This window comes from Ignatzschineria indica (genome assembly GCF_003121925.1).
GTDB lineage: Bacteria > Pseudomonadota > Gammaproteobacteria > Cardiobacteriales > Wohlfahrtiimonadaceae > Ignatzschineria > Ignatzschineria indica.
Genome location: NZ_QEWR01000002.1, coordinates 1,270,524 through 1,292,711 on the forward strand (window position 1 = coordinate 1,270,524; position 22,188 = coordinate 1,292,711).

At 41.4% G+C, this 22,188-nt stretch carries 17 protein-coding genes; 7 read left to right on the forward strand and 10 right to left on the reverse strand.

Translation table 11 applies throughout. From position 1 onward, the window contains the following. Positions 1 to 618 precede the first annotated feature (618 nt). Positions 619 to 2,670, forward strand: coding sequence for an ATP-dependent DNA helicase RecG (gene recG, locus DC082_RS05650; RefSeq protein WP_268245774.1), 2,052 nt, complete (start codon positions 619 to 621; stop codon positions 2,668 to 2,670). Between the two features lie 114 nt (positions 2,671 to 2,784). Here recG and DC082_RS05655 read toward each other — a convergent pair whose 3' ends face one another. Further along, on the reverse strand, positions 2,785 to 3,603 hold the full coding sequence (locus tag DC082_RS05655; protein WP_109236089.1) for a D-glutamate cyclase family protein: 819 nt from the start codon (positions 3,601 to 3,603) through the stop codon (positions 2,785 to 2,787). A 408-nt stretch (positions 3,604 to 4,011) separates the two neighbouring features. On the opposite strand from DC082_RS05655, the gene DC082_RS05660 reads away from it, so the two are divergent. Together DC082_RS05660 and yiaY are read left to right on the forward strand one after the other, a co-directional pair. Next, positions 4,012 to 4,797 carry an ion channel gene (locus DC082_RS05660; RefSeq protein WP_109236090.1) on the forward strand — a complete coding sequence of 262 codons (786 nt, stop codon included), beginning with the start codon at positions 4,012 to 4,014 and terminating at the stop codon, positions 4,795 to 4,797. A 558-nt stretch (positions 4,798 to 5,355) separates the two neighbouring features. Further along, positions 5,356 to 6,504: an L-threonine dehydrogenase gene (gene yiaY / locus DC082_RS05665; protein ID WP_109236091.1), complete on the forward strand. Its 1,149-nt coding sequence runs from the start codon at positions 5,356 to 5,358 to the stop codon at positions 6,502 to 6,504. A 333-nt stretch (positions 6,505 to 6,837) separates the two neighbouring features. Here yiaY and DC082_RS05670 read toward each other — a convergent pair whose 3' ends face one another. Continuing rightward, a complete protein-coding gene (locus tag DC082_RS05670; RefSeq protein ID WP_109236092.1) occupies positions 6,838 to 7,953 on the reverse strand; it encodes a glycerol dehydrogenase in 1,116 nt (371 codons plus the stop codon). A 206-nt stretch (positions 7,954 to 8,159) separates the two neighbouring features. After that, entirely contained in the window at positions 8,160 to 9,080 is a 921-nt protein-coding gene (locus DC082_RS05675; RefSeq protein ID WP_094566640.1) for a Dyp-type peroxidase, read from the reverse strand. Between the two features lie 337 nt (positions 9,081 to 9,417). On the opposite strand from DC082_RS05675, the gene DC082_RS05680 reads away from it, so the two are divergent. From DC082_RS05680 to DC082_RS05695, 4 genes are all read left to right on the forward strand, one after another. Continuing rightward, complete coding sequence (locus tag DC082_RS05680; RefSeq protein WP_109236093.1) at positions 9,418 to 9,891, forward strand: NUDIX hydrolase; 474 nt, start codon at positions 9,418 to 9,420, stop codon at positions 9,889 to 9,891. Between the two features lie 85 nt (positions 9,892 to 9,976). Then, complete coding sequence (locus DC082_RS05685; protein ID WP_094566638.1) at positions 9,977 to 10,636, forward strand: alpha/beta hydrolase; 660 nt, start codon at positions 9,977 to 9,979, stop codon at positions 10,634 to 10,636. A 10-nt stretch (positions 10,637 to 10,646) separates the two neighbouring features. Continuing rightward, positions 10,647 to 12,005 carry a CoA-disulfide reductase gene (locus tag DC082_RS05690; RefSeq protein ID WP_109236094.1) on the forward strand — a complete coding sequence of 453 codons (1,359 nt, stop codon included), beginning with the start codon at positions 10,647 to 10,649 and terminating at the stop codon, positions 12,003 to 12,005. 291 nt (positions 12,006 to 12,296) lie between these two features. Beyond that, positions 12,297 to 12,998, forward strand: coding sequence for a FadR/GntR family transcriptional regulator (locus tag DC082_RS05695; protein WP_094566636.1), 702 nt, complete (start codon positions 12,297 to 12,299; stop codon positions 12,996 to 12,998). Positions 12,999 to 13,239: 241 nt separating this feature from the next. On the opposite strand, the gene DC082_RS05700 is transcribed toward DC082_RS05695, so the two are convergent. From DC082_RS05700 to DC082_RS05730, 7 genes are all read right to left on the reverse strand, one after another. Continuing rightward, the gene (locus DC082_RS05700) at positions 13,240 to 13,926 is read right to left on the reverse strand and encodes a LysE family transporter (protein ID WP_229821593.1); all 687 of its coding nucleotides are present in this window, start codon (positions 13,924 to 13,926) and stop codon (positions 13,240 to 13,242) included. Between the two features lie 338 nt (positions 13,927 to 14,264). Continuing rightward, positions 14,265 to 15,194: a Kdo hydroxylase KdoO gene (locus tag DC082_RS05705; protein WP_109236095.1), complete on the reverse strand. Its 930-nt coding sequence runs from the start codon at positions 15,192 to 15,194 to the stop codon at positions 14,265 to 14,267. A 61-nt stretch (positions 15,195 to 15,255) separates the two neighbouring features. Beyond that, on the reverse strand, positions 15,256 to 16,512 hold the full coding sequence (gene anmK, locus DC082_RS05710) for an anhydro-N-acetylmuramic acid kinase AnmK (protein ID WP_109236096.1): 1,257 nt from the start codon (positions 16,510 to 16,512) through the stop codon (positions 15,256 to 15,258). 64 nt (positions 16,513 to 16,576) lie between these two features. Then, positions 16,577 to 17,503, reverse strand: a complete 927-nt coding sequence (gene murQ / locus DC082_RS05715; RefSeq protein WP_109236097.1) for an N-acetylmuramic acid 6-phosphate etherase — start codon at positions 17,501 to 17,503, stop codon at positions 16,577 to 16,579. 285 nt (positions 17,504 to 17,788) lie between these two features. Further along, positions 17,789 to 18,424, reverse strand: coding sequence for an outer membrane protein (locus DC082_RS05720; RefSeq protein WP_109236098.1), 636 nt, complete (start codon positions 18,422 to 18,424; stop codon positions 17,789 to 17,791). A gap of 234 nt (positions 18,425 to 18,658) precedes the next feature. After that, positions 18,659 to 19,264, reverse strand: a complete 606-nt coding sequence (locus DC082_RS05725) for an outer membrane protein (RefSeq protein WP_109236099.1) — start codon at positions 19,262 to 19,264, stop codon at positions 18,659 to 18,661. Between the two features lie 262 nt (positions 19,265 to 19,526). After that, entirely contained in the window at positions 19,527 to 21,947 is a 2,421-nt protein-coding gene (locus tag DC082_RS05730; protein WP_109236100.1) for a TonB-dependent hemoglobin/transferrin/lactoferrin family receptor, read from the reverse strand. Positions 21,948 to 22,188 lie beyond the last annotated feature (241 nt).

Below are 22,188 nucleotides of genomic sequence, written 5' to 3' on the forward strand. Positions count from 1 at the left end.
ATCTCTTACAACTCCCCTCCCATCTTGCTCTATTACTTTTTATCAAAAATCGATTCAAAAACAGATTCTTTCTCATCTGAAATACTCCTTTAAAGTTTTAATATAAATAAAAACTATAGGTATGTTTTTTGAACTTCATGGAGAAAAGATAAAAAATTATTTTCAAATAAATAGTAAAAAACATTAAAAAATTATTAGGATGATTTTCACAGAGCAACCTTAAAACTGCACAATCCCCCTATATATCTAACGATAAGGGAAAAATAAATTGAAAATAAATTAAAAATAAAATCAAAAAAATATAACAATCAGATTTTTTCTTTAAGAAAAAAGTAATTAACCCTTATTAAAAAGTAGTCGACAATTTAATATTTCATTAAAAAAGAACTAACTTTATAAGTTTTATATAAAAAAATGATATACCTAAAAATAGGAAAAATTAGTCGATATACAAAATAACGATCGTTAAGGCTTAACAATAAAAAAGCGACATAATTAGGAGAGGGAGATCATTTGAAAGAGATTCGCAAAGTAGCAAAAAAGTGGCAAAATAGCTGAAAGTAGAACTATCTTTAAAATCAACTCACGAATTTCATGAAGGATTCTTAGAGCGCAATTGTGGAAACTTTAAAAAACCGACCTATTACAGCACTAAAAGGGGTAGGGCCGAAAATGGCTGAAACATTAGAAAAGTTGAGAATTAAGAGCTATCTTGATCTCCTTTTCCATCTACCATTTCGTTACCAAGATCGAACGCGCATTACACCGATCGCCCTACTCCAGCCTTCACAAATCGCCATTATTGAAGGAGAGATCTTTAAAAAGGAGATGACTCATGGTCGTCGCCCTACTCTTCTTGTTTGGCTTAAAGATGAGAGCGGCGTTATTGCTGTTCGTTTTTTTAATTTTTACACCAGTATGATTAAGCGCTTTGATGCGCTAAAAGTATTACGTTGCTACGGCGAAGTACGTTACGGGCTTAACCGCTTAGAGATGAGCCACCCCGAAGTTCTCAACTTTGCCGATCAAAATGTTGAGTTAGAAGAGCGCATGACACCGATCTACTCCCTCACTGCCGGCATCACCCAAAAACAGATGCAAGCATTGATCAACAATCTACTCGAAGAGTTACAAGATGAACACTTCCCCGCATTCTTAGAAGAGAGAGAGACTAATCTAAAAGATGCACTCTACTTCCTGCATAAGCCACCCACAGATGTCAATATTGAGCGGTTAGAGAAGAAGCATTATCCCGTTCAAGAAATTCTTGCACTTGAAGAGATTGTCGCCCATCAAGTAGCGCTTAAAAAATCACGCAATCGCTTCTTCCAAGAGAGAGCAAATCCGATCTATCTCGATCCTGAGGCCCTTGATACCTTTAAAGGAAGCTTAGGCTTTACCTTAACGAATGCACAAGAGCGTGTTGTGAAAGAGATTGAAAATGATATCCAATCCCACTCTCCGATGATGCGTCTTGTGCAGGGCGATGTCGGCTCTGGTAAAACAGTTGTTGCTGCAAGCGCATTAATTCATGCGGCAAAGGCCGGATTTCAAGCGGTCTTTATGGCTCCGACAGAACTTCTCGCAGAGCAACATGCCATCAATCTAGAACGTTGGTTGACTCCACTAGGGATTAAAACAGCACTCTTAACAGGGAGATTAACGGAAAAACAGAAACGAGAACGTGTTGAAGAGATTGCGACAGGCCAAATTGATGTCATTATTGGCACACATGCCCTCTTTCAAGAGAGTGTCTCCTATCAAGCACTCAACCTCGTTGTGATCGATGAACAGCATCGATTTGGGGTTGAGCAACGTCTAATGCTACAAAAGAAAGCGCCTGAGGGTTTCACGCCTCATCAATTGATGATGACGGCAACACCTATTCCCCGAACATTAGCGATGACGCTCTACGCCGACCTTTCAAGCTCTGTGATTGATGAGTACCCACCGAACCGTATCCCGATCACTACCTCTGTCGTGAGTGATAAAGCTCGCGACAAAGTGATTGAGCGCGTTAAAAAACAGTGTGAAGAAGGGACTCAAGTCTATTGGGTCTGTACATTGATTGAAGAATCGGAGCAACTCCCGGCAAAAGCTGCAGAAATGGCATACGCTGATCTTTGCGAAAAATTGCCAAATCTTCGTATCGGCTTAATTCATGGACGCTTAAAGAGTGCTGAAAAAGAGGCGGTCATGAATGCTTTTAAAGCGCATGAACTCGATATTTTAGTGGCAACAACAGTCATTGAAGTGGGTGTCGATGTTCCCAATGCATCGATTATGGTGATTGAAAATGCCGAACGCCTTGGGCTCTCCCAACTCCACCAATTAAGAGGTCGCGTTGGTCGTGGATCAAAAGCCTCTTTCTGCCTCTTGATCTACTCTCCCCCACTCTCCCATATGACTCGAGAGCGGTTAGAGATTATGCAGCTAACCAATGATGGTTTTGAGATAGCAGAAAAAGACTTTGAACTTCGCGGCGCCGGCGATATTTTTGGCACACGTCAAACCGGAGAATTTCAATTTAAAATGGCCGATCTCTTTGAACATCAACATCTTATTGAGAAGGCGACCGCTATTGCCGATAACGTCATTAAAGATGATCAGCTCAGTCAAAAGTTGATCGATCGCTGGATTGGTGAGAGTAATGAATTTATCTGGAGTTAATAGATGGAGCTAATAGATAATAGATTGAGAAAAAGATGAAGGTTGGACTATCTATATTGGCAACACAGAAATAGCCCCATCAATCTGAGCACCTTCCAATCCCTCTTACCACTCCTACTCCATTAGTGATGATAGATCCGCGCTTAAAATATCTGTAATAAAATCGTGCCCCGGTGCTTGAGTGATAAGAAATTCACTACGATTTCTAATCAATGCTAACTTTGCTGTAATACTGCTTGCCCAAAAGACAGGGACTTCATCTTCAGCTAACAGTAGAGGCGCACCAAAATCGGGCGCACGAAGATCCTTAATTCCGATCAACTCTGGATCTCCAATATGAATCGGCGCACCATGGATATCTTCTAACAGACTTGTGATCTTCATCGTTTTCATCAAATCTTGACGTTTGATTGGACGCATACTGACCACAAGCGGCGAACTAAGGTGACCACTTGGAATCGTCTTAATATTGGTAATAAAGAGCGGAATATCATAGCCATCATCTACATGTCGCAATTGAACGCCGGCAAATTGTAAGACTGCCTCAAAACTACGGCTACAGCCTAATAGAAAACTGACCAAATCGGGACGCCAGTAGCGCTCTAAGGAATCGGCTTCGCCCACCAACTCTCCCCGCTCATAGATCGAATAACGAGAAATATCTCGCGTAATATCAGAACCTGGGGCAGTGAGACGAAATTCTTTCGATCCCGCATCCGATACCTCTAGGACCGGACACGCTTTTGAATTTCGCTGTGTATAGACTAAAAAATCATATGCCTCACTCTTAGGAATAACAATCAGTGTTCCTTTTGTATAACGCGTTGCCATCTTTGCCGTTGGCTCTCGCAATCTCCCTTCCCGAATTAATTCTCGAACCTTCTGCGGCAGTAATTGCTGAAGAACCTCACTATTGTAATTATTATCCAACATATTTTCCCAATGACTTCAAAGTTATCCCAAATATAAATAGAGCCTTAGATAGTAAATTCGATAAAAATTTACTATTGGCATCTCTATTGGTATTTAAGGGCTCCTGCGCTATCGATCAATCGAAGGCCTCCTTTTTATACTCCATCGATTATTATATCAATGGTGCATATTTTAGTCCTCAATCTTTTACATTTATTGATAAATAAAGAGGGAGGGATGAAGAGAGGGATGAAGAGATAGATCAACAGAGCTAAAAAAGCTACCGATCAAAAATAGGTCCCATTGCAGAATAAACCATCGTAAAAACATTTTACTAGAGGAAGAATCAAAGCGCTTTTTCGTCTACAATAGAGCTTATTAATCACCTCCTAAAATTACCATATCGATCTATACTAAAGTGAATAACCGATGACAAAGCGACATTTCGATTTTCGGCTCTATGCCCGAAAGTTCCTCTATTTTGCAACCATCTTAGCCTCTCTAATTCTGATCGCAGATATCACCATTGTTGATCTTCCCAATATTCAGAAGAATCTCGATGTTGAACCAACACGCTTACAATTTTGGATCTGTATCTACTTTATTATCGATTTTATCCTTCTAATGCTCATTGCAGAGGATAAGATGGCCTACTTTAAAAAATATTTTATACTATTGCCACTATCGATCCCTTATAGCAATCTTCTTGCCTACTACTCCATCGACCTAACCTCTGAAGCGGTCTATTTTTTAAAATTTATCCCGATCTTCCGAGGCGTTTTTGCGCTTATTCTCTTAATTAATCTGGTCATTAGTAATCGAATTACCGGGCTCTTTATCGCCTATCTCTCTATTTTTATCTCCATTACCTATATACAGACGCTCGTCTTCTTTTTAACAGAATCGCCTGTCAATCCAGAAGTTAAAAACTATTATGATGTCCTTTGGTGGGCTTCGATGACAGTCACAACACTCGGCTCTAATATTATTCCCGTTACCAGTATCGGTAAAGTCAGTACTGCTATCGTTGCTATTACCGGCATTACGATCTTTCCTATCTTTACAGTCTATATCACCACCATGATTCAAGATTGGAAAACAAAGGAGAAAGAGCAGGCAAAAATGGCTGTGCTCCTTGCTAAAGGCGGTAGTGATCAATCAGCCATTGCAACAGCGACAGCAACACCCCCTACTCCCTCTACGCCTTCTCAATAAGAGATTTATCGGCTTCATCTCTCTCACCATCTCCAGCCATCAGCTCTCATCAACAAATGGTGAGAACTGATGGGTGTTCGTAAAAATCTACAAAAATCTATAAAAGTCTATAAAAATTATAAAAAACTTACTTAGGTCAGATTGTCGTGAGATATATTCCTTATTGATTCTGAAAAGCATCCTATAATGGGAATAGGCATTCATACTATAAAGCAATATAATATCTAGCTAGAGATCATTGCCGACAGATCATTGGCAACAAACCATTATTGAGAGAATAGTAGGGAGAGGTCGATCAACCCATTTTGTAAACGTAGCGCTATAGCACAATGTTATTATCGATATTAATATTTTATATTAAAGGTTTCCCTCACTCTCAATTAGAATGAAGTTAAGTAGAGAAAAAGTAGAGAAAAGACAAAATCAATCTACATTCGGTAGATCCTAGATCAATATTGAATAGACGCTAGATAAGAATTGCTAAAAAATATCGTTCCAATTTTCTTTTTTAAATAATCTGGTGCTTTAATCGGCACTCTAAAGACAAGGAGTCTAACTATGAGTAGTACTTTCTTTATGCCACCCGTCAATATTATTGGTGAAAATGCGTTAGCAGATGCAGTTGCAACTTTAAGAGGCTATGGCTTCAAAAAAGGATTGATCGTGACCGATAAATTCCTTGCAACTTCAGGTATGGCGGATGAAGTCATCAAGCTTCTCAATAATGTTGATATTGAAGCTGTCGTCTTTGATGGTACAAATCCTAACCCAACAACAAAGAATGTCGCTGATGGTTTAGCAATTCTTAAAGAGAATGAGTGTGATTTTGTGATCTCTCTAGGAGGCGGATCACCTCATGACTGTGCTAAAGGAATCGCTCTTTGTGCAACAAATGGTGATGATATCAGCGCATTTGAAGGTTTAGATAAGACTAAAAACCCACAATTACCGATGGTAGCGATCAATACGACTGCTGGAACAGCAAGTGAAATGACCCGCTTCTGCATCATCACAGATGAAGAGCGTCACGTGAAGATGGCGATTGTTGATAAAAACTCAACTCCTATCCTCTCTGTCAATGATCCACATATGATGAAAGGAATGCCAAAGGGCTTAACAGCGGCAACCGGTATGGATGCGATGACACATGCCGTTGAAGCTTATATCTCAACAGCAGCAAATCCTATTACAGATGCTTGCGCGCTCAAAGCGATCAGCTTAATTGTTGAAAACTTACAAGCTGCAGTTGCAAATGGGGATGATATTACAGCTCGTGATAATATGGCTTATGCACAATTCCTCGCAGGAATGGCATTCAATAATGCTTCATTAGGATATGTCCACGCGATGGCGCACCAGTTAGGCGGCATGTATGACCTTCCACACGGTGTTTGTAACGCAGTATTACTTCCTCATGTCTTAGATTTCAATAAGAGCGCGGCAGCTGCTCGTCTTAAAGATGTAGCAAAAGCGATGCATATTGATGTTGCGAACATGAGTGATAAAGAGGCTGCAGATGCGGCAATTGCGAAGATTCGTGAGCTTTCAGAAAGTATCGATATCCCAGCGAACTTAACACTTCTTAATGCAAAAGAGGAAGATATTCCCCTCCTTGCTAAAAATGCACTTCTTGACGTCTGTTCAGCAACTAACCCTGTTCAAGGTACGCAAGCAGATGTTGAGAATATCTTTAAAGCAGCAATGTAATCACTTAAAGTTAATTGTTTAGAATTAATTGTTTAGAGTTGGTTACTTTGAGTTAGTTGCTTTGAGTCTTTGTCATTTTAATGTCAATGATCATTACAAATAGGTATTGCAAATAAGCGTTATAACTCTTAAATGACTTTCAATAAGAAGAGCGTTCAAAGTGAACGCTCTTTTTTATCTTCTGCTATATCTTCTATCTTCTGTCTGATCTTCTATTTAAATTTAATCACCGATTTAATCATCGATTTGATCATCGATTTGATCAGCTCGCTGATCAATGCTTCTCTCTATCCGCCAATTAAAACAAAACGACCAAACACCGATATCAGAGTATTACGCTTCATCACTATTGAGCCATGCTCGCCCTAATCGATCTGCAGTGATAATCGCAGCATAGACATCTTCTTCTGTAACATTAAAGGGCATATTATGGATCGTATCAGCCTCTGCACAACTCAGTTTTGCCGCTTCTTTAAGACGCTCATGATAACGTGGTGCATCATCATTTAGACCCAATTGTGCCAATGTTACCGGCAGACCGACAGCGGTTGAGAAAGAGAGAACTTCTTCAAGCTCTTCAAGTGGACTATTCTCCAAAATAAGCTGCACTAAAACACCAAAGGCAACCTTCTCGCCATGATACATCTCATGACACTCTTCAATTACGGTTAATCCATTATGAATCGCATGGCATGCTGCCAATCCCGCACTCTCAAATCCTAAACCACTTAAGAGGGTATTGGCTTCAACTATATCTTCTACCGCCTTGGTACTCACACGATTTTCAACAGCAAATTTCGCCTTAAGACCCTCTTCCAATAATGTTTGATAGCAGAGCTCCGCTAATGCCATTGCCGCTCTTGTCGTTAAGCCTCCGGCCATTGTCGCTTTCTGCGCATCAGTACAGGCCCTCGCTTCAAAATAGGTTGCTAAAGCATCCCCCATTCCGGCAACAAAGAGGCGAACAGGTGCATTAGCGATAATTGTTGTATCCATCACAACAACATCTGGATTTTTGGGATAGAGTAGATAACTCTCAAACTCTCCATTATCGGTATAGATCACCGAGAGCGCACTTGTAGGGGCATCTGTTGAAGCTATTGTTGGAGCGATCACAATCGGAACTCCACCATAATATGCAACCGCTTTTGCCGCATCTAAGGTCTTTCCACCGCCAACGCCAACAACAATATCTGCACCACTTTGAGCAAAGAGATCTCCGAGACGTTTAATCTCATTTTGAGAACACTCTCCTTGAAATACCGCTTTATGGTAGGCGATATCACTCTTTTGACAACTCTCTTGCAACATTGATTCAACAAGGCCAAAGACAAATTGATCTGCAATAAAGAGCGCTTTTTTCCCAAGAGGCTTAATATACTCTGCAATTTCATAGAGCGCATTAGGACCTTGGACGTACTTACCGGGAGATTGCAATACTTTTAACATAGAGACTCCTTTGTTAAATGGGTTGAACGGTTAAACCGTTAGAGGTTTTAATAGATCCTCTCACTTCACTTTAGCAGATCTCGCTACGACTTATCCGTTCTCCATCAAAAAAGCGCCACCTATTAGATGACGCTTCCTTAAATTAATAACTTAAATAGATATTCTTAAAAGATCTCCTACAGATGAGATCTACTACAGATGATCTATTACGCTGCCCCAATCTCTTCAAGTTGATCGAGGGATGGCGCATAGAGGAAACTTCCGGTAACTGCATGTGTATAAGAGAGCATGCGATCGAAATGTTCATCCTCTTCTCCAAACATGCGCGCTAACATCTTTTCATAACGGGTCAATTCTGCACTATAAGCGAGGAAATAGAGCCCTTTCTCTCCACTTGCATAACCATATGGTAAGCTGTGACGAACAATCTCTAACTCTTCCCCATCTTCATCAATCACAACTCGTTCTGTATGAGCACCAACCGGTTTCTCATCATCATCCATCTCAATATCTTCTACTTTTGTTCGCCCGAAGATATCCTCTTGTGTCTTAAGATCAAAATGATTAATCTGCTCTAATGAGTGAACCCATTTTTGAGCAATGACATAACTTCCGCCGGCATCAATCCCCTCATTAATTACCGCGACCTCAGTACGATCTTTTAATCCTTTAGGATTTTCTGTTCCATCAACAAATCCACCCAGATCACGCGCTTCAATCCATCTAAAACCGTGCACCTCTTCCTCTACCGTAATAAGATCTCCAAAGATCTTCACTAGATCTTGTGCCACTGAAAAATTGATACGATGAGAGTGGGAATTGATATGAACAAACATATCACGTTGCGTTGCTTTCGCCATACCGTAACCGAGCTCTCTAAAGTCGACTAATTCCGGTGCACTTTTACCATTTTCAGAGAGAGCCGTCCAAGCTTCTCGACCAAAAGCAACAACAATCTGTAAACCGGATTTATCAAAGCGACTGGTATACGATCTTTGACGCGCAAGTAGACCTGCAATCGCATCTTTAATGGCATCGAGATCATCACTCTTAAAATTAATTTCCATAAAAATCGCATGATCACGATTCTCAACGACTAATCCTTCTTGAAAATTTAGTTCACTCATTGCTGCTCCTTTCTTCCGTTATTAATCAATTTATTGCGGAGTATAATCGACTCTCTTGAGACTCTCTTGAGACTCTCTTGAAGTTGTCTCGAGATTGTCTCGAAGTTATCTCAAGATGATCTCTAAAACAATCGATTCTCTTTCTATTCAAAGCACTGCTATTACCTCTACAATCATACCGCTTTTTACAATTATCGCCTACACTCAGCTCAAAATAAGCGAGCTTTTACTACCTTTTTGTCTAGAGTTTCCTCACTTTTCTGCCCCTCAACCATTTTAGAAGTAGCGTACAATAGATCTGTTAATAGATGCTTCAATCCCTAATGGTAAAAATAATATGAATAAGATATCTCACACCCCTGAAGAAAAACTCTTTATCCTAGCCGCCGGCATTATGATCGATCCTAAAGGGCGACTCCTTATTGTCCGAAAGAAAAATACCGAAAAATATATGCTTCCAGGTGGCAAGATCGAGCCCCATGAAACGGCAATCGAGGCACTTATCCGAGAACTTAAAGAGGAACTCGATGTAGAGATTCCCGCAGCGCTTGCCAACTTTATCACCACTTATGAAGCGCCAGCCGCAAATGAGCCGGGATATCAGATTCGCTCTAACCTCTTCTTTATTCTTCTTCCACAAGCAATCGAGGTTAAGGCTGCAACAGAGATTGCCGAAGCGATCTGGATTACACCTCAAGAGGTCGAAAATTACCCGCTTGCTCCGCTAATGACAAGTTTTGTCATTCCCACTTGGCTAGATCTGATCGCAGAAGCGGGAGCATCATTGGGATTTGATCTTCATAACGCTTAAACGACCTGCTCACAGACATGCTCACTTAAGGGATCAATGTTATGATCAGATAAAGTACATTCAATCTTAAAAGAGGAGTTTCCCCATGGATAAACCTATTATTCTCGATCCGAAACAATCGGCTGATTCTGCGGTAATCTGGCTACATGGCCTAGGGGCTACTAAAGAGGATTTTCTCCCCGTAGCGCAGATTCTTCAGCGAGATGCGCTTCCCCATACCCGTTTTATTCTACCCCAAGCACCCGTTCGTCCCGTTACCTTGAACAATGGCTTTCCAATGCCCTCTTGGTATGACATTATCGCACTTACCTCCCCTCGTGAAATAAAGCTCTCTGAACTCGATGAGTCGAGCCAATCGATTATTGCTTTGATTGAGGCAGAGATCGAAAAGGGAATTCCCCTTGAGCGTATTATTTTGGCAGGATTCTCCCAAGGTGGTGCTGTCGTACTCCATACTGCTTTTATCGCTTATCCCAAAAATGTCGGTGGCGTGATGGCACTCTCAACCTATAGTGCAACCTTCGATGAAGCGATTACCCTCGATGAAAAGAAGAAGCAGATCCCAACACTCCATCTTCACGGCTCTTTAGATCCTGTTGTTAAGATCGAATTAGGTCGTGCCGCGGAACAATTTCTAAAAGCCCAAGGTATCGATACCCGTTGGCATGATTACCCTATGCAACATGAGGTAATCAATGATGAGCTACAAGATATTGCCAAGTGGTTAATAGAGCGTCTAGGTTAAGGAGGCTATTATGCAACAGGAACTCAATATTGTTGTCATTGGGGGAATCGCTGCCGGCATGAGCGTTGCGGCAAAAGCTAAACGGGAAAACCCTCAGGCAAATATTACAGTTATCGAAAAAGAGAACTATATCTCCTTTGGTGCTTGTGGTCTCCCTTACTATCTCGGGGGGCAATTTGATGATCCTCAAAAGATGTTTGCCCGAACGCCTGAAATGATAGAAAAGAGCGGCATCAATCTTCTTCTTGAATCAGAGGCCACAGCGGTTGATACAACTCGAAAAATAGTCACCTATCGTGACAAGAGTGGAATGAATCAGGAGATTGCTTTTGATCGTCTGATGATCGCAACTGGCGCTTCAGCAAATCGACTCCCCTTTGAAGGGATGGATGCGCCTAATCTCTACCTCCATACAAAGTTACGCGATGCAGAGGCGCTTAAAGCAAAACTCGATCAATACCGATCGATCGCTATTATAGGCGGCGGCTTTATTGGTGTTGAAGTTGCCGATCAATTAGCGTTACTTGGCAAAAAGGTTACCCTCCTTCAAAGTGGTGATGCCATTATGCAAGGCCCTTTCGATCCAGAGTTCTCTCACTTAATGCAAGAAGCGTTAGAGGCAGAAGGCGTCGATCTTCGATTGCAGCAAAATGTCACCGGCTTTCAACTCTCTGATGGCAAGATTGTCGCTGTTAAGACCGAAGTGGAGAAGATCACGGTTGATGCAGTTGTCGTTGCCATCGGTTTTCGCCCTAATACCGACTTCTTAACCGATCCTCAGCTGAAGAAACTGCCCAATGGTGCGATCTTAATCAACCCATTTGGAGAAACCTCTATCGAAGGAGTTTTTAGTGCCGGCGACTGTGCATCAATCTATCATCGACAATTGGGCGATCGCTATATTCCTCTGGCCACCTATGCCAATAAGATGGGGCGTATTATCGGCAGTAATATTGTTCGATCACCGGAACATTATATCGCTTTCCCCGGCGCTTTAGGCTCAAGCATGATTAAAGTAGGTCAATATGAAGCAGGAAGCACAGGACTGACTGAAAAGATGGCAAAGCAGCTAGAAGAATCAACTGAGGTAAAATATAAGAGCACATTGATTAAAACAGCGAACCATACCGATTACTACCCAGGTCAAGAGGAGCTGACTATCAAATTGGTCTATCGTGAGGATAATCATCGCTTAGTAGGTGCGCAAATATTTGGTAAAAAAGATGCGGCACTTCGTCTCCATGCGCTCTCTGTCGCTATCCACGCTGAGCTTTCTACAGAGGAATTAGGATTTCTCGATCTCGGTTATGCACCGCCCTTTACAACCACTTGGGAAGCGATCAATATTGCGGCAAATACAGCCAAATAGTCTACTCATAAAGTATTTAAAAAATATTCATGAGCAGATTTGAGAGATCACAATTTCTCCTACTTATCACAATAAAATCGGACTTAGGGAATCATTAAGGGATCATTAAGGGGGCATTCATTCATCTAATAGAAGATGAAATTGATTGCTCCCTTAACATTTTTATGTAAAAGTGAAATCAGATAACAATAATAATCGGTCCCAATGTTAGGTAGCTATTGAGTGACTGAAAACCCTATAAAGAGCTACCTTATCGAATATTTCGATAACTTATATTTGGAGGAATGAGAGATGAAATTATCCGCTGTTGAACGCTTACCTCATGAAGAAGTTATTCTCGATTTTATGGAGATGATTGAATCAGGCCAATTTCTTCCCGGAGAGATTCTACCGTCACTCCCTGAAATTCAGGAATCTCTTCAGAGATCAGAAACAGATATCTTAAAGGCGATTGACGTTCTCAAAGAGGAAGATATCTTCCTCGATCGTGAAGGCCTGCTCTTCTTAACAAGAAGTGATAAAGATCTTATTCTTAGCCGTTTGAAAAATAGCGTTCTCAATATCCATTCAGCGGCCATTGTTGATCTTCTAGAAATTCGTGAAGGGTTAGAGACTCGAGCTTTCGTCCTTGCTACAAAACGCGCAACGAATGATGATTTACAACAGATCGAAGAGGCACTTATCGCACTTGAGGAGCGAATTAAACTCCACAAAGCGGCCACTAAAGAGGATCTACGCTTTCATCTCGCCCTGATCAAAGCGAGTCATAATCCCACAATGGTCGAGATGATGGAAATTATCTTCAAGCAGCTCTTCGAATCACTCAATGAGACAAGAACCAATGTTAGAAAATTGGAGAATGTTGATCACTTTGTCGATGTTCATAGAGAGCTCTACAATGCGCTTTTAGCACGAGATGCAGAGAGAGGGGTTGCACTTATGAAGAATCATATTGAAGATACAATTAATCTCTATGTAGCCGAGTCAAAATAAGGTCAATCAACTCAAGAATCGAAGAGTGACCACTATCTCCCTATCTCCGATCAGAGATAGAGATAGAGATAGAGATAGAGATAGCGATAGAGATAGAGATAGAGATAGAGATAGAGATAGAGATAGAGATAGAGATAAGTATATAGATAAAGAGGCTAGTAACAGACTAGCCTCTTTTATTTGAAACTCCCGATGACATAGCGCCCAGTAGCTTAGCGCTTTGGTGCTAATCTTAATGGCACTACCCTAAAAGTAGCATCATTCCCCCTTGATAGAGAAGATTGAGCCCAAAGAGCAGAAAGAGAGCGCCGGCAACAGCATCAATATAAGCACCTAAACGCTGATAGATCGCCTTTGGCTTTGGCAAAGAGAAGAGAATCGCCACAATCGCAAACCAGAGAAAGGTTAAAATCACCACTAATGCGAAGATCTCGACTCGCATCACATTAGAGATATTATCCCCGACAAAGAGAACAAAGACGCTGCCAAAATAGATCAGTGCTTTAGGATTTGCGAGATTAGTAAACAATCCCTTAAAGAGAAATTGCACCCCTTTTCGCTCCTTTTCGACCACCCGCGCCATCACCTTTTCAGTAGCATTATCGACAAGCCCCTGCTTCTGTTGATGCCGCGCTCTTAGCCCACTTTTTAAGAGCAATAGCCCTAAATAACTGAGATAACCACCACCTGCAAGATAGAGTAGACCTTGGATCCAAGGAAACTGCTCAACTAAAAGGTGCAAGCCCAATAGTGCCACCAGTGCCCAAACAGCGACACCGATCGTCACCCCAAATACTGCCATAAAGGCCTCTCGCCTTGAATGACTGACGGCAACTTGTGTAATTAAAAAGAAATCAGGACCAGGAGAGATCAGTGCAACTAACTGAATTCCCGCTAGAGTGATCAATAGCATTGTTGCTTCATACATCGTAAAAATTCCCCTAATTGCCAATTTCTAAACCGCCCCTTATAAAGATTTATGCGCCAACTCATATCTCTACGTTGTAAGTTATAAAATGGGGCCCTAATAATCGATTCTAAAATGAGTTTAATTCTACGATATCTTTCGTAAAAATTGTGGAAATTTTGAAAATATCACGCATAACAACAGGCTATTTTTAACCATTCCCCGGCATAAAAAGGCTATGTTCGCCGGCAAAAAGGGATCTCTCGCGCTTTACAACTCTCCATCTTTAACTAAAAACAACAAAAAGGCGAGATCCTGTCTCGCCCTTTCACAACATTTTCAAAATAACACTTCATCCCTTATACAAGTGGCTTCTTCACCATCGCTTCCAATACTTTTAACGGTGATTTTGCAGGATCCACCATATCATCAACATCAAGCTGGAAGGTCTGCTCTAACATAAATTGCCCACTCATTGCAGCATGAGGTGTCTGGTCTGAAAAACAGATCCATGTTGAGCCCGGCATAAAGCTTACATCCCACTGAATTCCATTATCTTGATACTCTTGATCCTCTTTCATCAGATCATGGAATTGCAACATAATATGATCATAATGGGTACGACGACTTTTAGTAATCTGTAATCGATCTAAGAGAGCAGAACCTATTCGAGAGTATGGTTTACTCTTCGGTAATAGACGCGCAGCTAATTGCGGGAAAGGTTCACCAACGCGCCATTTTCGTGGCACACCACTCGGATTAATATTATTAAAAATGCGGATAATACGACGCCCATGAAGGGGACGAGAAGGAAATGCATCCACATGTAGCCGGCGATCGTCTTTACGAAAAGAGTGACTATCACTCCACTCATCAATCGCATTGAGACGCAGCGTATTCATCGGGCTATGTAATTTCCCCTTATATTGAGGAATCAGATCGGTTAAAAGTTGATAACTCGCTTCTGAATAGCGCTTCAACAATCCTTCGACTGCCTTCTTCTCACTCTCTGAGGCTGAATCAGCAATCCCTTTAATACTCCCTTGATCCGCTTGATACATAATATTCTTGCGCTTTGGGCTGACTAAACGGGGATCTAATAATGCCTGCTCCTCTTCTGTTAAAACAAAGGGGAGTGAGGGAAAATAGAGTACCTGCCCCTCTTCTAAGCAATTGACAATATTCTCATGATCACACTCTTCAGCGCGCCACTCACTAATTCCTAAAACTAAGATGGGGGCTTCTGCGCTTCCCTTTTGAGCTTCTAGTGTGCTATTCGTTATCGACATTGCTGACCTCCTACAGATAGGACAAAAAAGAATGATTATCAAGTCGGCATTGTATCATTAATTAATCCATCTCTGGAAAGGGATTGGGACAAATTTGACCTAAGACCACGGCCTCAGAGGCACCCGTCGCTGTTGGAAGATTCCCCGCTCGACGCTCTTTTGTCAGATATCCTAAGAGCGCAAAAGCCATCGCCTCTTTTGCATCACTGGAAAAACCAAGATCTTCCTGCGTTAAGAGCGAAACACCGGCAAGCTCTGCTTCTAGATACTCCATCAAAGCGCTATTATAAGCACCACCACCTGCGACAATCACCTGATCAATCCTATAAAAAGGAAAGATAAAGCGGCGATAACTCTCTGCGATAGAGTATGCGCTAAACCGGGTCAAAGTATGGATCAGATCTTCCGGCGCATAAGCTCGATAGCGCTCAAGAAGCGGTAAGGTATATTGCGCACCAAAATACTCCCGTCCGGTAGATTTTGGAGGCTGCTGTGCTAAATAAGGATCGGCTTGCAACTCCTTAAAAAGCTCAGAAATCAACCTCCCACTTCGGGCAACCTCTCCGTCTCGATCAAAATCACGCTGATAGAGTGTACGCATAGCATCATTAATCATCATATTGCCCGGCCCCGTATCAAAGGCTGAAATCTCACTGATCGATGCAGCTTTCGGTAACAACGTTACATTTCCAATCCCTCCAATATTTTGTAATAAGCGATGGTAATTAGGGTGGCGATAGAGTAGATACTCCGTCATCGGTACTAAAGGCGCGCCATCACCGCCGGCTGCGATATCCATCATTCGAAAGTTAAAGTAGACATCACAACGAAAATGGTATGCCAAAAGTGAGGGATCACCAATCTGTAATGTGGAAGGGGTATAACCTTTTTTATTCGCTACTGCCGGCGGTAGATGATAGATAGTCTGACCATGAGAAGCGATAAAATCAACAGTGCCGGAGAATCCCATCAATCGTTTAGGATCTCGCACTCTCTCTTGCTCAACTTCACTCAGAAGCACTTCAACACTCTTTTGGTAGATTTCACCTAGCTTCATATTAAGAGAGCAGATCCCGGCAACGGTGGATGCCTCATTATGGCATTGTGCTTCAATCTCCGCTCGTAGCTGAGGAGAATAAGGGATTGAGATAAAATGGAGTAATTGACATTGAAGATCCTCCTCCCCTCTTACGATCTCACCTCCCTGCCCCTTTACTACAGTCTCCCTGATTCTCACTAATGCCGCATCAACCCCATCTAGAGAGGTGCCGGTCATTAAGCCTATTGCAAAGGTATCGCGGATAGCTCTATCACTCATTTAAGCGCTCCTTTTAAGTTCTCCATTTCATTTCTCCTTTATGTGTCTCCACTATACTTCTCTCTTAGGTTAGATCCGCCTCTGCTAATACAGCTCTCACAACACCTTGATGGGCAGCTAATAATTGTGTCGCTCTTTGATAATCGACTGCTAAGAGCGCCATAACAATCGCACTTTTAACGTGGTAATCAGCGGCCTCTAAGAGTTGAGAGGCTTTATTATAATCGATGCCGGTCGCCATCATCACCATCTGTCGCGCTCTTTCGATCAATTTTTTATTTGTCGCACGAAGATCCACCATCCAATTTTGATACACCTTGCCTAACTTAATCATAGTGCCGGTAGAGAGCATATTGAGTACCATCTTCTGCGCAGATCCTGCCTTCATACGTGTTGAGCCGGTAATCACTTCAGGTCCGACAATTACCTCGATAGGATAATCAGCAACTTTTCCGATTTTGCTCTCCGAAACAGAGGCAAGAGAGATGGTCGCAGCGCCCAAGCTCTTCGCGTATTGTAAGGCTGATAAAGCATAAGGTGTCCGCCCAGATGAAGCAATCGCACAGAGGATATCATCACTTGAAAATGCAACAGCAGCGAGATCAACGATTGCAGCATCTTCTTGATCTTCTGCCGCCTCTACCGGATGGCGTAATGCGCGATCTCCCCCGGCAATCAACGCCAGTACACTCTCTTCTCCCACACCAAATGTTGGCAAACATTCAGAAGCATCCAATACCCCTAACCGCCCTGAGGTTCCGGCACCTACATAGATTAAACGGCCTCCTTGCTGCAAGCGTAAAACAATCGCATCAATTGCCGCTGCTATTTGTGGCGTAGCACGTTCAATGGCATCGATAACAGCTTGATCCTCTCGATTGATCAATCGCACCATCTCCAAAGTTGATAAGGTGTCGATCTCCATCGTACGACTATTGCGTTGCTCCGTTTCTAGGGCGCCTAAATCGACCTTCACATTGCTCTCTCTCATTCTTCTCCTCATAATTCACTCAAATAGTTTACACTCAGCTATGATGCTCTCTATTCTACTATCATCCATAATAGAGAGGGGCTTCAAGATCACCTAAGAGCTAAGAAAGAAGAGATAAAAGGTCAGAAATAAAAAAAGAGCCTTGAAACATTGTTCCAAGGCTCTGCAAAATGGCTTCTTGATCCTATTTCAGATAAAGAAGATATTGAGCGGAAATATCAACTAGCACATATTAATAAATATTCGTTGATATCCGTTGATCTCTATTGATCTCATCGATACAGATTAGAAAGTGTAACGGACACCTAAGTTAAACTCATTACCACGTTGTTTAACTTTACCATTGAAAGAAGTATCATCCGCTTTATAGCTATGAGATACTTTACCGTAATCCATAAAGCGGTATGAAAGATCAACCGCAACATTGCTATTTACAGCATAGCTCACGCCGGCGCCCACTTGCCATGCAAAGTTACCTTTGCTCTTAGAGATGGATACTTCTTCATCAGATAAAGTATTTTTAAGACGCGCATAACCAATACCTGCGCCCACATATGGGGTAAATGCAGTACCAGTATTAAAATCATAATAGCCATTAAGCATTAAGGCTTGTGATTTAGTTTCAGATTTAGAATCTTCATCTGATACTTTCACTTTACCATTGTAGCCATACTCAATTTCAGCACGAACATTGTTATCCCCAGCAGGGAAGATCGCACCATATGCTAAACGGAAACCGCCAACATTTTTGCTCTTTTTAAGTGATTCTGAATCTTCACCGTCATTCACCTCAAACTTGTTATTCACATGATTGAGAACTGCTTTTGCAGATAGATATTGATCAAAATCTTGTGCATGCGCAACAGTGAAACCGCTCGCTACTACAGCAGAAAGCACAGAGATGGTCAGTAGCTTTTTCATCTTTATCTCCTATATTTAAAGATCAGCTTTTGGAGCAGAATTATATCACTGCTTTTCCCCTTTTTATGTCATCTTTTTTTATTCTCGCGCTATAAAAATCGCTTAACAAGTTGTTTTTAAAGAATAAAAAAAATCTCAAGCTCGTAAGGAACTTAAGATTTTTTATCACTTTTATAACCGATTTTTAGCTAAATTTTATCAATGAATGATCTATCAGCTAGAAGATTAATGGGATTAGAAGTTGTAACGAACCCCTAAGCTAAACTCATTACCACGCATTTTAGCTTTTCCTCTATTATCCTTATGATCTACTTTTCCGTAATCCATAAAACGATAAGCTAAATCGATATCAACATTGCTGTTAACAGCGTAGCTCACACCAGCACCCACCTGCCATGCAAAGTTACCTTTGCTCTTTGAATATGAATCTTTTCCTTCAGGTGTAACGGTATTCTTCAATCTTGCATAACCAAGACCTGCACCGACATAAGGAGTCACGGCAGTACCGGTATTAAAATCAAAGTAACCATTTAACATTACAGATTGAGACTTTGTCTCAGACTCTCTCTTATCTGCATTCACTTTTGCTTTACCGTTATAACCATACTCAATCTCAGCACGTACATTATTATCAGCTGCTGGGAAGATCGCACCATAAGCTAAACGGAAACCACCCACATTTTTACTCTTTTTCGTATCTTCATTGTTGAGCTCAAACTTGCTATTCACATGATTGAGAACCGCTTTCGCAGAGACATACTGCTGAAAGTCTTGCGCTTGCGCTACAGTTAAAGAAGAGGTCACTGCCGCCAAGACGGTAACTGCTAATAACTTTTTCATCTTTTGCTCCTATATAAAAGATCACGCTATAAAACAGAATATAGATAAAATCATCTACTCTAACGAACAAACAGACCTCCTCGTTAGAGCTCTTATCTATATTGGGTTAATCAAATAAAACCCTATAACTTATAGGTAAATTATAACACTTTATAAAGAATTTATATATTCCCCTAATACTATTTAGGTACTATTTAGGTAATATTTAAAATAGTATTTAAAAGATATTAGGGTGATCTTTTAATCTTGTGATAACTCTTACTTAAAACCGCCCCTCTATCGAGATAGCAAAATTACGCTTAGGTGCTGTAAAGCGCTCTAACCCCCGACTATCACGATCGATTCGATTCGTTGTCCCAAAGGTAGGAAGATCCCGTAAGCTATCCCATGTGGCATAACTACGATTAAAGAGATTAAAAACCCCAAAATTAAGCGTCAGATCACGATCAAGTTTCACCTGTGTTGTCACATCCACGACGAAGTAAGATGGACTTAACCACTTCCATTCCGTCTCCTCCTTCCCGCGCCATGAGTATTGTGTCTCTTTGGTATCTTTCCCTCTCTTTGCCGCACTATAACGCGCTGTCAAAGTACTATTCCACCGCTGAGCAGGATCTTGATACTCAATACTCATCAACGCACTCCAAGGCTGAATCGATTTTAGAGGATCGCCATCTTGATTCTTACCCTTACTATATTGCCCTTTTATGTGAAATTTCCAACTCTCAGAGAGCCCAAATAAGGGACCATTCAATGTCGCATTCAATTCAAGTCCTGAAATATGAGCATGTGCCACATTGACAAATTGAATCTGATTAATTGATAGATACGGCTTTGAATCCCAACTATAGGGATAGTAAGGATTGGGTTCTAATTTCTCAGAGACTCTCTCATCAATAAAATTACGATATTTACTATGAAACGCGCCTAATCCTATCTCTGCATACTCATTTTTAAATTGATAAGTAATCTCTTGATTCAACGCTGTCTCTGGTCTCAATTGAGGATTCGGCATAAAGTGGTTCATTCCCCCTTTACCAAACTCAAAGAAGAGCTCCTCTATTTTTGGGGCTCGAAATCCTGTACTGATACGATAACCGATCAACTGCTCCGGTGTTATTTGATAATGAATCCCTAACTGCCAAGAGGTTTTAGAAAAACTTTTCTTCTCACCATTAAAGCTCACTGGAAATTTATTACTGCCATCCATCTGCGGAGAGTATTGGTAATGATCATAACGCGCCCCCAACGTGAGAGATAATTGAGGAGTTACAGTTATCTCATCTTGCAGAGAAAAAGCGGTAACAGAGGATTTAACCGGAGTCATGATACTGTAATTTGAAGGGTGTGCCACACCACTGAGATAGAGAATATCTCGATTACTATTCTTAAGCATGCCCCTTCTAAGCTCCAACTTTGCTTGTAGCAAATGCTTCTGCTCACTCAAAGAGATCGGTAACGCAAAAAGTTGGCTCTTAAAGAGCTTCTGTCGCTGCTCAAAAGCACGATAGTAACGCTGTGTAATATCAGTTGGATCTTTCTGACTTACATTATAGGTATCTGAGCGCATATCAATCTTCTGATCAGCATAGACGATATTGAGCGTGTCTAACCAAGAGGAGTCCAATGGAATATAGTCATACTCCACACCAAAGCGACGATAGGGTGCGGTATCTTTCGCAAATCGATACGTTCCCCAAGCATCAAAGCTTCGCTCTTCAGTTCGATTGTCTTGCCGGCGATTCTCATAAAATGCGGTTAAAGTCTGCTCATCGGTGATATTAACACCCCACTTTGTTAGCCAAGAGGAACCATGCTTCATCTGCGGATCAGGACGCCCCCTTGCAGGACCATAGATCTCCTCCCCATTACCACTATTAACGGTCTCATGCCCTCTTCTTTTTGTTAATTGTGCAAACCCAAAAAAGCGATCGCCACGATAACCGGCACCTAGTACTTGACGCCACTCCCTATTTTTTGAGGAGTACCCCGTCTTCCAATAGAGTCCCCATCTTTGACCTGGTTTTACAATATCATCCACTGTTTTAGTCGTAAAATAGAGTGATCCACCTATAGCACCACTTCCATCACTGACGGAGTTCGCCCCTTTATTGATTGTGACAGCACTAATATTTTCATACTCTGTACTATTGATACTGCCATTAAAATAGCCATATCCACGGTAGATTGAGGGCATAAAGCTCTCAGCTTGCGGTAAACCATCGACAATGACGGCAACCCGATCCTTATCCACGCCTCGAATCGCAAAACCATTACTCCCCGCTCGCCCACTCTCATTAACACCAACACTCAACTCATGGCGCAATAGATCACGCTCATCTTGCACCAAGTTTTTACTCAAATCCGCAGCACTTTGAGTCTCTTTAAAAGGAGTAACCTGCTCTGGCGCACCAACAACAACTACAGAACCTAATGCAATTGTTGGAAGATTCTCCTCTTTATCATCATCCGCTAAAGCAGCTGATATTGAGAGAAGTGAGAGTGTACAGCATGCGCTAAAGAGAAATTTATTAAAGAGCACACTAAAAATTGGTGATCTAACTCCAAGAACTTTTAGCTCAGTTCCAGCTTTTAACTCAGTTCTATTGAGTGTGCCGTTACTTTTTGGGGAGAGAAAAGATAACGACACTTCTTCTTGGGGAGGATGGCTACTATTTTGCATCTTTTTTATGGTTCCTATTTGAGTGATCTTCTTGATGAGCTTTCTATGAGCCCTCTATTTTGGATAGCTACATATAGCTTCTAAATATAACTTCTACATATGAGCTATACCGATGGGCTATACCGATGAGCTATCGATATAATCAATATTAACTGTAACGATAATCATTGTCATTTAGGAATCTATCAGATAAGATAACTAGTAACAAATGATAATTTATACTCAACAGGAAATAAGGAAT

Coding starts and splice junctions, on each gene's coding strand:
- DC082_RS05655 (WP_109236089.1), bottom strand. CDS start 3,603: ATGTTGGATAATAATTACAATAGTGAGGTTCTTCAGCAATTACTGCCG.
- DC082_RS05660 (WP_109236090.1), top strand. CDS start 4,012: ATGACAAAGCGACATTTCGATTTTCGGCTCTATGCCCGAAAGTTCCTC.
- yiaY (WP_109236091.1), top strand. CDS start 5,356: ATGAGTAGTACTTTCTTTATGCCACCCGTCAATATTATTGGTGAAAAT.
- DC082_RS05670 (WP_109236092.1), bottom strand. CDS start 7,953: ATGTTAAAAGTATTGCAATCTCCCGGTAAGTACGTCCAAGGTCCTAAT.
- DC082_RS05675 (WP_094566640.1), bottom strand. CDS start 9,080: ATGAGTGAACTAAATTTTCAAGAAGGATTAGTCGTTGAGAATCGTGAT.
- DC082_RS05680 (WP_109236093.1), top strand. CDS start 9,418: ATGAATAAGATATCTCACACCCCTGAAGAAAAACTCTTTATCCTAGCC.
- DC082_RS05685 (WP_094566638.1), top strand. CDS start 9,977: ATGGATAAACCTATTATTCTCGATCCGAAACAATCGGCTGATTCTGCG.
- DC082_RS05690 (WP_109236094.1), top strand. CDS start 10,647: ATGCAACAGGAACTCAATATTGTTGTCATTGGGGGAATCGCTGCCGGC.
- DC082_RS05695 (WP_094566636.1), top strand. CDS start 12,297: ATGAAATTATCCGCTGTTGAACGCTTACCTCATGAAGAAGTTATTCTC.
- DC082_RS05700 (WP_229821593.1), bottom strand. CDS start 13,926: ATGTATGAAGCAACAATGCTATTGATCACTCTAGCGGGAATTCAGTTA.
- DC082_RS05705 (WP_109236095.1), bottom strand. CDS start 15,194: ATGTCGATAACGAATAGCACACTAGAAGCTCAAAAGGGAAGCGCAGAA.
- anmK (WP_109236096.1), bottom strand. CDS start 16,512: ATGAGTGATAGAGCTATCCGCGATACCTTTGCAATAGGCTTAATGACC.
- murQ (WP_109236097.1), bottom strand. CDS start 17,503: ATGAGAGAGAGCAATGTGAAGGTCGATTTAGGCGCCCTAGAAACGGAG.
- DC082_RS05720 (WP_109236098.1), bottom strand. CDS start 18,424: ATGAAAAAGCTACTGACCATCTCTGTGCTTTCTGCTGTAGTAGCGAGC.
- DC082_RS05725 (WP_109236099.1), bottom strand. CDS start 19,264: ATGAAAAAGTTATTAGCAGTTACCGTCTTGGCGGCAGTGACCTCTTCT.
- DC082_RS05730 (WP_109236100.1), bottom strand. CDS start 21,947: ATGCAAAATAGTAGCCATCCTCCCCAAGAAGAAGTGTCGTTATCTTTT.